This is a genomic window from Myxococcus llanfairpwllgwyngyllgogerychwyrndrobwllllantysiliogogogochensis (assembly GCF_006636215.1).
GTDB lineage: Bacteria > Myxococcota > Myxococcia > Myxococcales > Myxococcaceae > Myxococcus > Myxococcus llanfairpwllgwyngyllgogerychwyrndrobwllllantysiliogogogochensis.
In genome coordinates, this window is the sequence record NZ_VIFM01000123.1 from 19,554 (window position 1) to 31,705 (window position 12,152).

A 12,152-nucleotide genomic window follows, 5' to 3' on the forward strand; every position below is an offset into this window, starting at 1 on the left:
GGAAGGCACGGAGGGGGCTGTCAGTCGACACGCGTGTCGCCCTACTTGCAGGTGCGGGGCGTCATGGCGTCAATCCAGTCGGCGATGAGCTGCGAGCCCGCGTCGTGGCGCAGGGCGCGGCCAATCTCCGGCATCATCTTTCCCGACTCCTCGGTGTTCATGCGGTACCAGAGGATGGACGTGGAGTGGTCTCCGGGGACGATGTCGAACTCACCGCCCACGCCGTTGCCCGCGGAGCCCGGCCGCTTGCAGTGGCCCAGGCTGAACTCGTCCGTCGTCTTGATGTCCAGGAACAGCCGGCTGGTGATGCCGGGCTGCGCCTTCGGGTTGTGACAGTGCGCGCAGTTGATATCCAGGTAGGTGCGCGCGCGAATCTCCAGGCTCGCCTCCGCCGTGTTGAAGGCGTCCGGCGCGCGAGGAATCTGGATGGCGGGAGGCAACCCCGTCAGCTTCCCGAGGTCCGCCAGGTGCTGGAGCTGGTTGAGCGTCTGTCCGTCGTAGACATGGTCCCGGTTGAGATACCGGGCCTTCACGCCGATGGGCAGCAGCTGCTGGTTGTCCTGCTCATCCACCACATGGTGGCACTTCTGGCACTGGTTGCGCTGGGGCACCAGGTAGTCGAACTTCTTCGCCACGCCCTGGGCGTCGATGAACTCGAAGTTCTTGAACACCTTGCCGCCCACGGCCTTGTCCGCCTCCGTCAGCGCGTCATTCCAGACGTAGGGATACGCCTCCCAGCCGCCCGGCTGCCGCACCAGGATGCGCGTCTCCAGGGGGCGCACATTCTTGTCCGGCTCCCGGAAGTCGGCGGGGAACGCGAACGTCTTGGTGATGATGGTCCCCACCGGCAAATCCAACACGTCCGACGCCGAGTACACCGCCGCCTTGCCCGCGGGCACGTACAGCGTGCGGGACTTCAGCGAGTAGTCGGAGAACAGCGGCGTGGTCAGCTCGTAGGGGATGTTGCCCGCCACGGGCTGGAAGTCGCTGGTCGCCGGGCTCCCGGTGAACAGCCCCAGCTCCGACAGCTTGTTGGGGATGGTGACGGTGCCCTCGGGCAGCCCCGCATCGGGAGTGCCCGCGTCCGTCCCCGCATCCACTCCGGCGTCGGGTTCACCGGCATCCGGTCCAGCGTCCGGCCCCGCGTCGGGTGTGGACGGAGTGCCAGAGTCACCCGCATCCGGGGTGCCGCTGTCGTGGTTCCCCGAGTCAGGCGGGTTGTCGCCGCCCGGTGGGTCATCGTTTCCACCCGAGCAGGCGGCCACCGCCGCGGCGAACAGCACCGCGGCGAGGCCCAGGCGAGTCATGTACGGCGCGCGCATGGCGAGTCAGTCCTTGAACCGCTGCTCAGGGAAGCGCCAGCGCGGGGCTGAAGCCCGAGCAGTTGAACGGCGCCACGCCCTGGTTGTAGCGGCGCGTCTCCGCCCAGGCACCCGTCGGGTCGGGCGTCGTCGCGGTGAGCTTCGCCGTCACGGCCATCAGGTCCAGGTCCACCACGGACTCCTTCGAGGACGCCGGCAGCGTGTTGTTGACGAAGCAGATGTTGACGCCGTTGGCGATGGTCTCGTTGCGCGGATACGGGTCGATGCCGTCCCACAGCACGTGCTCCACCCGCTCCACGCCGTGCACGGCCTTGCCGTAGGCGTAGAGGTTGGACATCAGGAAGCCCAGCGGGCGGAGCGTCATGCTCGGCGCGCCATGGTCGATGTTGCCGCCGCTGCCACCCGTGAAGGTGTTGTCGTGGATGCTCACGTCCGCGCTGGCGAAGTTGTAGAAGGCCGCCGCCCACAGGACGGGGTTGGGCTCGATGGACAGGCCGCTGAGCACCGCGATGTCCACCGTCTCGTTGTCACCCCACGTGTTGCCCACGAACTCCACCCGGCGCGACGCCAGGATGAACGTGCCCGTGCCCGCCGGCACCTGCGACACCGTGCTGCTGCTGGTCGTCACCGACGCGAAGTTGGGGCGGTTGTTGCCGGTGATGATGTTCTTGGTGATGAGGATGTCGGTGCCCTTGATGGGGTTGCCCGGCAGGTCGAACACCACCAGACCCGTGGTGTTGTCGATGGCCGTGTTGCCCTCCACATAGGCGTACTTCGTGTTCTCGATTTCGATGCCCGCCACGTTCTTCTTCGCGATGTTGCGGCGGACGATGGTGTAGCGCGTCTGGCCCACGTAGATGCCGGCGTCGGCGGCGTTGTACGCCTCGCTGTCCTCGACGAGCACGTAGCGCGACTTCACCGGGTAGATGCCGTACTTGCCGTTGTCCGGGTTGTTCTCCTGCGCCCACTCGGTGCGGATGCGCTGGATGAACACGTTGGCGGAGTTCTCCACGCGCAGCGCGTCCTTCTTCGCGTTCCACAGCGCCAGGTCGCGCACCGTGAACAGCTTGCCAATCACGTCCATGCCGTTGGTGTTGGAGGCGGCGTTGGAGAAGTCCAGCACGGTGCTGGCGGTGCCACCGGTGCCCTCACCCTGCGCGCCCCGGCCCGCGCCGACGATGGTGATGCCGTCCTGGCGGATGGTCACCGCGTTGTCGAAGCGGAACGTGCCCGCGCCCAGCTGAATCGTGGTGCAGGGCTTGAGCTCATTGACCTCGTTCTGCAGCGCCTGCTCCTGACCCGGATTGAAGGTCACCGTCGTCCGCTGCGCGTCGGTACATGAGAACTCGGCGGGCCACACGGTACCTGAGTCAGGAGTCCCGGAGTCCGGGGTCCCCGAATCCGGCGTGCCCGAGTCCGGCACACCGGGGCCCGGGTCCGGGTTGGCGCTCGCGAACGTCCGGTCATCGTCATCATCCGAGCATGCGGGAATGGCGAGCAGACCCAGCGTGGCGACGAGCACGGCACGTGACACGCGCGAAAGCGGCAGACGGTTCATCAGGTTTCCTCCTGCGGAAAGGCGCGCCTCTTCGACTCACATGAGTGCGATGCTGAGAAGCGCGGCGAGGGATGCGCGAATACTCGTCTCCGCGCCGCCCGACCTCAAGCGTTCGGTGAGGAATTCCTCCACGCCTGGGTTTCGTGACGCGGTGCGATGTGCAATGGAATGGAGCCTGTATTTTCGCGGGTCAGGAGATGCGTCCCTCGTGCTGCCCTACTTCCCCTTCGAGCAGGACACCTATGCGACGGCACTTGGAGTACGCGCCCTGCGGGCAGGTGAAACACTCATCGAGATAGACGCACCGCATTATGCGGCTGAGCTGGCGTTGAAGGCGTCGCTGCTGCGCGAGGATTTCCGCGCGCGATTCCAGGCATTGCCAGGAACGGAGCCGCTTCAATGGGAGGTTTTGAGGCTTTTACTGACGCGCATGGCGGACGAGTCGCCCGCTCACTTCACGCGGCTCGAAGGCGAGGGTGGACGCTGGCACTGGCGCAACGCGCTGCTCGGCACGGATTCCCGCTTCGTGCCGGGAGACGCGGAAAGCCTGCCCCTGGCGCCGCTGGACTGGGTGGGCCGGCAGGTGCAGGAGGATCTGCTGGTGCTCGACGGCGCGCGTGAGGGTTTTCCGCTGGTCGCCGGCCAGCTCTGTTTTCCTTCCGGGTGGTGCCTGGACCAGAAGCTGGGCCGGCCGTTGTTGGAGGTCCACGCACCGGTGCCGCGCTTCGCCGAGCAGGTGGGCGCCGCCACGCTGCGGTTGATGGAGGGCCTCAAGCCCGGGCGCACCGTCACGCGCTGCAACTGGGCCCTCACCGTCACGGACAGGCTGTGCATGGAGCCGCGGGCGCGGGCGGAGTGGATGCACCTCTTCGACGGCCTCACCCCCCAGAACGCCGGTGAGCGCTGCTTCCTGCGCCTGGAGCGCCAGACGCTCAGTCGCCTCCCGGAGTCCGGCGCCGTCCTCTTCACCATCCACACGTACCTGGCACCCGTCGCCGGCGAGGTGCCCACGCCCGAGCGCCGCCGCCGCCTGGCCCAGGTGCTGCGCACCGTCCCTGATGACATGAGCGGCTACAAACGCCTGGGCCCCCTGCGCGAGCCCCTGCTGGCGTACCTGGAGGCGCCCCCCTCGGATGCAGGTCCGTCCGAGTCACCCTGAGTCCGGGCGACGAAGACGTCGGGTGGAGAAATATCCCACCCAGATGGAATGAAGGCCAAAGTCTGGCGCTGTTGAGCGTCCAGGTGGTGCCGGCGAGCAGATGAACGCGCGTTTCTGTAGTAAGTCGCCCCTCCGGAACTGTGACTGGCAGCGGGTTCGCTGCCGCTGCAAGCCAAGGAAGGGCAAACACATGCGGAAGATGTGTCTGGTTGCGATGATGCTGAGCGTGGCGGCGTGCCAGCCTCAGGGTGCGAAGGATGGCAGTGCCACGGCGACGACGCCGGGCGCGGCGGCCACCCCGCAGAGCGAGGACCAGAAGACGCTGTACGCGCTCGGCCTGTCCATCGGCAAGAGCATCAGCGTGTTCGAGATGACTCCGGAGGAGTTGGAGTACGTCAAGGCGGGCCTCACCGCGCAGGTCAAGGGCGAGAAGCCCGCGGTGGAGCTGGAGACGTACGGGCCGAAGCTGCAGGAGCTGGCGCGTGCGCGCAGCACCCAGAAGGCGGAGAAGGAGAAGGAGAACTCCAAGAAGTTCCTGGACGAGGCGTCGAAGGAGTCCGGCGCGACGAAGACCGAGTCGGGTCTCGTCTACAAGGAGCTGACCGCGGGCACGGGTGATTCCCCGAAGGCCACGGACATCGTGAAGGTCCACTACAAGGGCACGCTGCCCAACGGCACGGAGTTCGACAGCTCCTACAAGCGGGGCGAGCCCACGCAGTTCCCGCTCCAGGGCGTCATCAAGTGCTGGACGGAGGGCGTGCAGAAGATGAAGGTCGGCGGCAAGGCCAAGCTGGTGTGCCCGTCCGACATCGCCTACGGCGACCGCGGCGCGCCCCCGAACATCCCGGGTGGTTCGGCCCTGGTGTTCGAGGTGGAGCTGCTGGAGATCGTCAAGCCCCCCGAGGCGCCTGCTGCTGGCGCGCCGGGTGCGCCGGGTGCTCCCGCGACGCCTCCGTCGGCCGCGCAGAAGAAGTAGTCACCTCCCTGCTCCACGCGGAGCGGGAGATTAGGAGGGCTGGCCAGGGGAATCCCTTGCCAGCCCTCTTCGTTTGGGGCGCTCGGAGCGCCACACGCCGAGGGAGGAACTCGATGCACCGTCACCTGCTGCTGCTGGGCGCGTTGTTGCTGGTGGGAGGTTGCACGCGGGGCAAGCCCCACGAGGTGCTGCGCGAGCCGTCGTCCACGGGCGCGGTCTCCGAGGCCGAGTTCAAGGCGATGCACACCCTGCGCGGTGACGCGCCGCCGGAGCTCCTGGGCCAGGAGGTGGAGGTGGCCGGGACGAAGGCGTACCTGAGCCTGCCGCCCGACGCGAAGGCGCCGCTGCCCGCCGTGCTGCTCATCCACGAGTGGTGGGGCCTGAATCCTCACATCCGACACTGGGCGGACCGGCTGGCGGCCAACGGCTACGCGGCGCTGGCGGTGGACCTGTATGGCGGCAAGGTGGCCACCACGTCGGATGAGGCGCTCGCGTTGCTCAAGGCGGTGGACCCGGCGCGTGGGATGCAGGTGCTGAAGGCGGCGCACGCGTTCCTGCGGGAGGACTCGCGGGTGCGCGCGACTCGCACGGGGAGCCTGGGCTGGTGCTTCGGTGGGAGCTGGTCGCTGCACGCGGCCATGGCGATTCCGGAGCTGGACGCGGCGGTCATCTACTACGGCAATCCGGTGACGGACCCTCGAGAGCTGGCGACCATCCGGGCGCCGCTTCTGGGCATCTTCGGGACGAAGGACGCGTCGATTCCGCCCGAGACGGTGCAGGAGTTCCGGGAGGCGCTGAACGCGGCGGGAGTGCGCCACCGCATCGTCGAGCTGGAAGGGGAGCATGCGTTCGCCAACCCGTCCGGCCAGCGCTACGACGAGCGCGCGGCGGCGATGGCCTGGGCGGAGACGTCGATGTTCTTCGAGCACCACCTGCGGCGCTGACAGGGCGCGGATGTCCAGCGGTCCACATGTGTTCGCGGGAGCGTGACGCGAGGTTGCTCCCGGGCTCCAGGTCGGCTTGAACAGGAGCACGGCTTCGGGAGGTGCGGTTGTCGAGGATGGGTGTGAGTGTCGTGGTGGGCCTGGGGCTGCTGCTCTCCGGGAGCATGGCGCTGGCGGCGTCGCCCGTGGTGGCTGACGCGCCGCCGCCGTTCGCGGGAGCGTGGCGGCGACCCGATGGGGGCCTGGTGCGGGTGGGCCGGGACGCGTCGTCGGCCTTCTTGATGGACTTCGCCTCGCGGCGGCGTTGGCGGCTGGAGCCTCGGGGCGAGGGGTTGTGGTCGCTGGAGGGCAGCCGGCCCGCGGCGCTGGCCGTGTGGCGCGCGCCGACGTTGACGTTGAGCGGAGTGGCCGCCGGGGCGCTCGTGCTGGAGCCCGTGCCGGTGCGTACCGAGGAGCTCTCGTTGCGCAGCGGCGACGTCACCTTGTCCGCGACGCTGTGGTTGCCGGCGGGAGGGCCGCCCCGGCACGCGGTGGTGCTGTTGCACGAGGCGGGGCAGGGCACGCGCGAGTCGCTGGAGCCCTATCCGACGTTCCTCGTCGAGCAGGGGCTCGCGGTGCTCACGTTCGATGCGCGGGGCACGGGGCGCTCCACGGGGGACAGTCAGCCGTGGGAGTCCGGGGTGCGGGAGCGGGCGGTGGATGGGTTGGTGGCGGCGCGGCTGTTGCGGCAGCGGGTGGCGCCGGGTGGCGCGGTGGGGTTGATGGGTTTTGGCCAGGGCGCGTGGACGGCGGTGAGCGCGGCGGCGCAGTCGCCGGAGGACGTGGGGTTCCTGGTGTTGGTGTCCGGAGGGGGCGGCGCGGTGTGGAAGCAGGAGCAGCACCGCATGCGCAACGAGGGTCGGCGGCGGGGCCTCACGGGGCCGGAGCTGGTGGACCTGACGGAGTTCCTCGACGTGCTGTACGACGCGCGCCTGTACACGGACGAGGGCGCGGCGCGTGCGTTGAAGACGCTCGACTTCCAGCTCCAGCGGGCCAAGCGCAAGCGTTGGTACGCGGTGACGGCGATGCCGCCCTTCAAGGGCCTGCCGGTGGCGCGCTTCCTGGACGTGCAGCGCAAGATGTGGCGCAACGTGTTGTCCTACGACGCTGCGGAGGACCTGCGGCGGGTGCGCGGGCCGGTGCTCGCGCTCCTGGGCGAGCGCGATGAGACGACGCCCGCTTCGCTCACGGCGCGGGCGCTGAATCGCGGGCTGAAGCTGCGGCCAGGGGCGCCGGGCAGGGCGCTGGTGAAGGTGATTGCCCGCGCGGACCACTGGCTCGCGGAGCCGGCGCGAGAGGACCAGCCGGGAGTGGAGGTGGTGACGAGCGATGCGCTCGACACCCTCTCCGCGTGGCTGCGAGCGCTGGAGCGCTGAGGGCGCCGGACTTCTCCGCTCGACGCTCGTCGTCTCGATGAGGTGCCGAGCCCGCGCGGAGTTCGGACCTGACTCAACAGTGCCGCTGTCCCTCGAGGTTCGCTGCCGCGACGAGGTGCCGAGCCCGCGCGGCGCTCGGGCCAGACTCAGTACGGTCGCTGGCCCGAGTAGTTGCCCGGGGGCGCGTAGTTGCAGACCCAGAGCTGCCACGTGGGGAACTGGCTGCCCCACGGCGAGTTCGTCGTGCACACCTGCGTGGCGCAGCCCACGCGTTTCGTGTTGCGCCACACCACCTGCGTGTAGTGGCCGCACATCTTGCCGCTCGTGCACGTGTTGTTCGCGTAGTTGTAATCCTTGACCTCGCTGCTCCAGCCCTCCACCACGTTCCGGGTGGACATGGAGTTCGGCGTGGCGGCGGTGAGGTTCTCGCCGTAGCTGCCACGGTCGGGGTTGTGCTCGAACTTGCACTTCGCCGCATACGCCTTCGCGACGTTCTCCGCCGCCGTGTCCCAGGTGAGTGGGTCCAGCGCGGGGCTCGGCGTGGGCTGTGCGGCGGCACGGGTGGCGTTGTGTCCCGCGAGCATGTCCTGGGCGAACGGCGACAGCGTGCCAGAGCCCGAGTCGGGTGTGCCCGAACCAGAGTCCGGCGTACCAGAGCCCGAGTCGGGTGTGCCCGAACCGGAGTCCGGCGTACCGGAACCCGAGTCAGGCGTGCCCGAACCGGAGTCCGGCGTCCCAGAGCCCGAGTCCGGCGTGCCGGAGTCTTCGGTGTCCGGGCCGTCATCGTCCGGCTCATCCGAGCCGCAGCCGGCACCGGCGAGCCAGGCCACGAGGAGACCGCAGGTCAGCAGAGGTCGGACGAGGGAGCGGTTCATGGCGCGGATTATCCGCCGCCCTCGCCACGTCCGAAAGGGTGTGCGGACCGCGTACCCGTGGCAGCCCGACTCAGTAGGGCCGCTGTCCGACGAAGTTTCCGGGTGGCGTGTAGTTGCACACCCAGAGCTGCCACGTGGGGAACTGGCTGCCGAAGGGCGAGTTCTTCTTGCACAGCACCGTGGCGCAGCCGACCGCGCCCGTCTTGCGCCACACCACCTGCGTGTAGTGGCCGCACACCTTGCCCTTCTTGCAGGTGTTGCGCGCGTGGTCGTAGTCCGCGACTTCATCCGCCCAGCTCTTCACCACCTGTCGTGTCCCCCACGCATCCGGAGTGGCGGCGGCCAGGTTCTCCCCGAAGTCACCCCGGTCGGGGTTGTGGTCGAACTTGCACGCCTTCGCCCACGAGGCGGCCTGTCGCGCGGCGTCCTCGGACCAGACGAGCGGCGGAAGCGAAGGCTTCGGTGTCGGCCGGGCCTGGGCGCGGGCCTCGTTGTGCGCCTCCACCATGTCCCGCGCGAAGTCCTTCGCGGGGGACGGCGTGGGGCGCGACTCCTGGGGCGTGCCGCGCGCGGACGTCTGCTGCCCCCGGGACGCGGTGGTCGCGGCGCGCGGGGCCGTCGAGGACTTGCGCTGCCCCGACTTGGAGGTGGCCGGGACGCAGCTGAGCGGAAGGACGAGCAGGACGAGGAGAGGCCAGCGAAGCGCGAGGGGAGACGGACGCATGACGAGAATGATGCGTCAGGACTCCCACGCGTGCATGTGACGTTGAATCCCCGCGTTCGCGAGGTCGGCGTCTACCCCCCGAACCCCGCCAGCTCGCCCGTGCCATCCGCTCCGAAAGTCGTGACGTTGGGGACGCCCATGGCCCGCATCATGGAGATGTAGAGGTTCGCGATGGGCATGCCCGGTGCGCGCAGATGCCGGTCCGTCCCGACGGCTCCACCCCCTTTGCCCGCGAGGAGCACGGGCAGGTTCCGGTGGATGTGCGCGTTGCCGTCCTCGACCTCGCTGGTGAAGTACACCAGCGAGCTGTCGAGCAGCGACGCGCCTGGCCCATCCTGGGACTCCTTCAGGCGCCGCACGAGGTAGGCGTACTGCTCCACCTCCCACCGGTCGATGCGCGCCAGGGCGTCGTAGTTGGACTGGACGTACTGGTGATGCGAGTAGGCGTGGTGTCCGCCGCTGAGTCCCAGAAAGCCATACACCTTGTTGCTGCGCGCGTTGGCCAGCATGAAGGTCGCGACGCGGGTGAGGTCGCATTGGAAGGCGAGGACGATGAGGTCCATCATCGCCTTCGTCTTGGTGCGCGGGTCTTCGTCTTCGCTGGGAGAGACCTGGCTTCCACACGTGGGGCCTTGCTGGCCCAGGGCCTCCATCTGCTTCTCCAAATCGCGCACGCTGGTGAAGTACTCATCGAGCTTGCGCCGGTCCGTGGCGCCGAGCTGCTTCTGGAGCGTGGTGGCGTCCTCGCGAACGAAGTCGATGATGCTTAGGCCGTACGCGCGTCGCTTCTCTATCTGGGCCTGTGTCGTCCCGGGGTCGACGCCCGCGAAGAGTCGGTCGAAGACAGCCTTGGGGCGAGCCTCCTTGGCCATGGGCGTGCGGGGCCCTGCCCAGGAGATGTTGTTGGCGTAGGGGCATGCATAGCCGGAGTCGCAGTTGCCGATGCCTCGGCCCGCGTCGTTGCCCAGCTCCAGCGAGGGATAACGCGTGGCCTTCTGTTGGGCCAGGTGGTTGGCGATGACCTGGTCCATGGAGATGCCCGCGTGGAAGTCGGTGCCCTCCGTCTTGAAGGCCTTGGTGCAGGACAGGAGCGCGGCGGTGCCCGCGGCGTGGTGCCCGTCTCCGTCCGGCCTGCCGGAGTCGTTGGCGAGCCCGCTGATGACGAGCACGTCGCTCTTCACGGGCGCCAGCGGCTGGAGCGACGGCGTCAGCTCCCAGGTGGCTCCGGTGCCTGTCGGTGTCCACTTCTGCATGTGGATGCCATTGGGCACGTAGAAGACCGCCAGTCGGCGGGCGGTGGGCAGGGCCTCCGCGGCTCGCGCGGTGCCGGGCACCATCCGCTCCAGGAGGGGGAGTGCCATCAGCGCGCCCGCGCCGCGCAGCAGGGTCCGACGGGACAGTGACAGCTTCTTGCTCATGGTGACTGGGCCTCCGGGTCTCCCCGTCGGGAGGTGAAGTGGTCGCTGAGGACGATGGCGAGGATGTAGTCACTGAGGCGTCCGCCGCTGGCCTCCGCCGTCGCGGCGATTTCCCTCACCGCGCAGTGGTCGGCCTCCGCCATGCCTCGGCCGAGCGCGTAGGTGAGCAGGTGCTCGGTGAAGCAGGAGGGCAGCTTCGGGTCCTCCTTGATGAAGCGCCGCATGTCCACGCTGCCGTTGAGCACGGTGCCGTCGGGCAGGTCTCCGGTGGCGTCCACGGGCGCGCCGCTGACCTCGTTCAGCCGCCAGCGGCCGATGGGGTCATAGTTCTCCAGCGAGAGTCCCAGCGGGTCCATCATCCGGTGACAGCCCTGGCATTGGGGCAGGCTGCGGTGCAGTGCCATGCGCTCCTTCATCGTCATGTGAGGGTTCACCGGAGGAGGCAGGCCCTCCACGTTCGGCGGCGGCGGTGGCGGCGCGGAGCACAGCAGTTGCTCCAGCACCCAGACGCCGCGCTGCACGGGCGAGGTGCGGTCCGAATTGGAGGTGACGGTGAGCAGTGAGCCGTGGCCGAAGATGCCCTGGCGTTCCGGATGACCGGAGAGGTCCACGCGTCGCGGTGTGCCGCTGCCGGGTGGGGGCAGGCCGTAGTGGGTGGCGAGCGCGTCGTTCACGAAGGTGAAGGGCGCGTCGATGAGGTCCCTCAGCTTGTGGTCGCCGGTGATGAACTCCTGGAAGACCAGCTCGGTCTCCTGGCGCATGGCCTCGCGCAGCTTCTCGTTGAAGGCGCCGTAGAGCGCGGGGTCTGGCTCCGCCGAGTCGAGCGCGCGGGTGAACAGCCACTGTCCGGCGAAGTTGCTCACCAGGGCCTGGGCCTTCGGGTCCGCGAGCATGCGGTGCATCTGGGCTTCCAGCTCCGCGGGCGTGCGCAGCTTGCCTTGCTCGGCGGCCTGGAGGAGCGGCTCATCCGGCATGCTGCTCCAGAGGAAGTAGGAGAGGCGGCTGGCCAGCTCGAAGTCGTCGAGCCGGCGCGGCGTGGCGGAGGTCGGCTCCGGGTCCTTCTCCACGCGAAAGAGGAAGTGGGGCGACACGAGCACCGTGCGCAGGGCGAGCTTCACGCCTGCCTCGGGGGTGTCTCCCTGTTGCTTCGCGAGCGTGAGGGCGCGCAGCAGCCGGTCCACCTCCTCGGAGGTCACGGGGCGGCGCCAGGCGCGGCGAGCGAAGCGCGAGACGATGTCGCGGGCACAGGGCTCGGGATTGATGGCGTCCAGAGCGCAGGTGCGCAGCTGTCCCTGGGCCCAGGCGGTCTCCACGAGCTTCTCCGCCGCCGTGGCGTACTTCTCCAGGAGGAGGGGAGACAGGCTGAGGACATCCGCGTTGTTGTCGAAGCCGTAGCCGTGGTCGTCGGTCGGGAAGTCGCGGGCGGGGCGGGTGGTGTCGCCCAGCAGGTCGCGCACGGTGGCGTCGTACTCGGCGCGGTTGAGGCGGTGCAGGGTGACGCGGCCGGGGTCACCGGAGACGTTCTCGCACTCGTCATTCTGGGTGTGGGGATTGTCCTGGTCGGGGAGGACGCGAGCCTTGGGCAGTGAGTCGCCCTTGCAGCCGGCGAGCAGCAGCATGCAGCCCGCGCCCGCGAGCCAGTGCCCGAGCCTTCGTTCGTGAGGCCTGGAAGTCACGTCCTCAACCCCTTTCGCAGCGCCGCGCCTGGCGGAATCCGGTCGGGGCAAAGCAAGACGCTCACCAAGGCGTCGCGCTGGGCAG

10 protein-coding genes are annotated in these 12,152 nt (G+C 69.0%); 4 read left to right on the plus strand and 6 right to left on the minus strand.

Annotation, left to right across the window (positions count from 1 at the left end; all coding sequences use genetic code 11):
- Window positions 1–41 precede the first annotated feature (41 nt).
- On the minus strand, window positions 42–1,322 hold the full coding sequence (locus tag FJV41_RS27025) for an SO2930 family diheme c-type cytochrome (protein WP_141645447.1): 1,281 nt from the start codon (window positions 1,320–1,322) through the stop codon (window positions 42–44).
- A gap of 25 nt (window positions 1,323–1,347) precedes the next feature.
- Complete coding sequence (locus tag FJV41_RS27030) at window positions 1,348–2,880, minus strand: parallel beta-helix domain-containing protein (protein ID WP_141645448.1); 1,533 nt, start codon at window positions 2,878–2,880, stop codon at window positions 1,348–1,350.
- 208 nt (window positions 2,881–3,088) lie between these two features.
- On the opposite strand from FJV41_RS27030, the gene FJV41_RS27035 reads away from it, so the two are divergent.
- The 4 genes from FJV41_RS27035 (at window position 3,089) to FJV41_RS27050 (ending at window position 7,374) form a co-directional block, all read left to right on the plus strand.
- Window positions 3,089–4,039, plus strand: a complete 951-nt coding sequence (locus FJV41_RS27035) for a heme-dependent oxidative N-demethylase family protein (RefSeq protein ID WP_141645449.1) — start codon at window positions 3,089–3,091, stop codon at window positions 4,037–4,039.
- Between the two features lie 190 nt (window positions 4,040–4,229).
- Window positions 4,230–5,015, plus strand: coding sequence for an FKBP-type peptidyl-prolyl cis-trans isomerase (locus tag FJV41_RS27040; RefSeq protein ID WP_141645450.1), 786 nt, complete (start codon window positions 4,230–4,232; stop codon window positions 5,013–5,015).
- 113 nt (window positions 5,016–5,128) lie between these two features.
- Window positions 5,129–5,959 carry a dienelactone hydrolase family protein gene (locus FJV41_RS27045; protein WP_141645451.1) on the plus strand — a complete coding sequence of 277 codons (831 nt, stop codon included), beginning with the start codon at window positions 5,129–5,131 and terminating at the stop codon, window positions 5,957–5,959.
- Window positions 5,960–6,075: 116 nt separating this feature from the next.
- Window positions 6,076–7,374, plus strand: a complete 1,299-nt coding sequence (locus FJV41_RS27050; protein WP_141645452.1) for an alpha/beta hydrolase — start codon at window positions 6,076–6,078, stop codon at window positions 7,372–7,374.
- 146 nt (window positions 7,375–7,520) lie between these two features.
- Here the strand turns inward: FJV41_RS27050 and FJV41_RS52495 are convergent, their stop codons facing one another.
- From FJV41_RS52495 to FJV41_RS27070, 4 genes are all read right to left on the minus strand, one after another.
- Window positions 7,521–8,249, minus strand: a complete 729-nt coding sequence (locus FJV41_RS52495; protein ID WP_181790965.1) for a CAP domain-containing protein — start codon at window positions 8,247–8,249, stop codon at window positions 7,521–7,523.
- A 70-nt stretch (window positions 8,250–8,319) separates the two neighbouring features.
- Window positions 8,320–8,973, minus strand: coding sequence for a CAP domain-containing protein (locus tag FJV41_RS27060; RefSeq protein ID WP_141645453.1), 654 nt, complete (start codon window positions 8,971–8,973; stop codon window positions 8,320–8,322).
- Between the two features lie 71 nt (window positions 8,974–9,044).
- Entirely contained in the window at window positions 9,045–10,391 is a 1,347-nt protein-coding gene (locus FJV41_RS27065) for a DUF1552 domain-containing protein (protein ID WP_141645454.1), read from the minus strand.
- Window positions 10,388–12,067 (minus strand): DUF1592 domain-containing protein, encoded by a 1,680-nt coding sequence (locus FJV41_RS27070; RefSeq protein ID WP_246137438.1) that lies wholly within the window; start codon window positions 12,065–12,067, stop codon window positions 10,388–10,390. Before FJV41_RS27070 ends, FJV41_RS27065 begins: the two co-directional genes overlap by 4 nt.
- Between the last annotated feature and the right edge of the window lie 85 nt (window positions 12,068–12,152).

What these genes read in the sequence shown, in the direction of transcription:
- FJV41_RS27040 (WP_141645450.1), top strand. Translation starts at nt 4,230, where the DNA reads ATGCGGAAGATGTGTCTGGTTGCGATGATGCTGAGCGTGGCGGCGTGC.
- FJV41_RS27045 (WP_141645451.1), top strand. Translation starts at nt 5,129, where the DNA reads ATGCACCGTCACCTGCTGCTGCTGGGCGCGTTGTTGCTGGTGGGAGGT.
- FJV41_RS27050 (WP_141645452.1), top strand. Translation starts at nt 6,076, where the DNA reads ATGGGTGTGAGTGTCGTGGTGGGCCTGGGGCTGCTGCTCTCCGGGAGC.
- FJV41_RS27025 (WP_141645447.1), bottom strand. Translation starts at nt 1,322, where the DNA reads ATGCGCGCGCCGTACATGACTCGCCTGGGCCTCGCCGCGGTGCTGTTC.
- FJV41_RS52495 (WP_181790965.1), bottom strand. Translation starts at nt 8,249, where the DNA reads ATGAACCGCTCCCTCGTCCGACCTCTGCTGACCTGCGGTCTCCTCGTG.
- FJV41_RS27060 (WP_141645453.1), bottom strand. Translation starts at nt 8,973, where the DNA reads ATGCGTCCGTCTCCCCTCGCGCTTCGCTGGCCTCTCCTCGTCCTGCTC.
- FJV41_RS27065 (WP_141645454.1), bottom strand. Translation starts at nt 10,391, where the DNA reads ATGAGCAAGAAGCTGTCACTGTCCCGTCGGACCCTGCTGCGCGGCGCG.
- FJV41_RS27030 (WP_141645448.1), bottom strand. Translation starts at nt 2,880, where the DNA reads ATGAACCGTCTGCCGCTTTCGCGCGTGTCACGTGCCGTGCTCGTCGCC.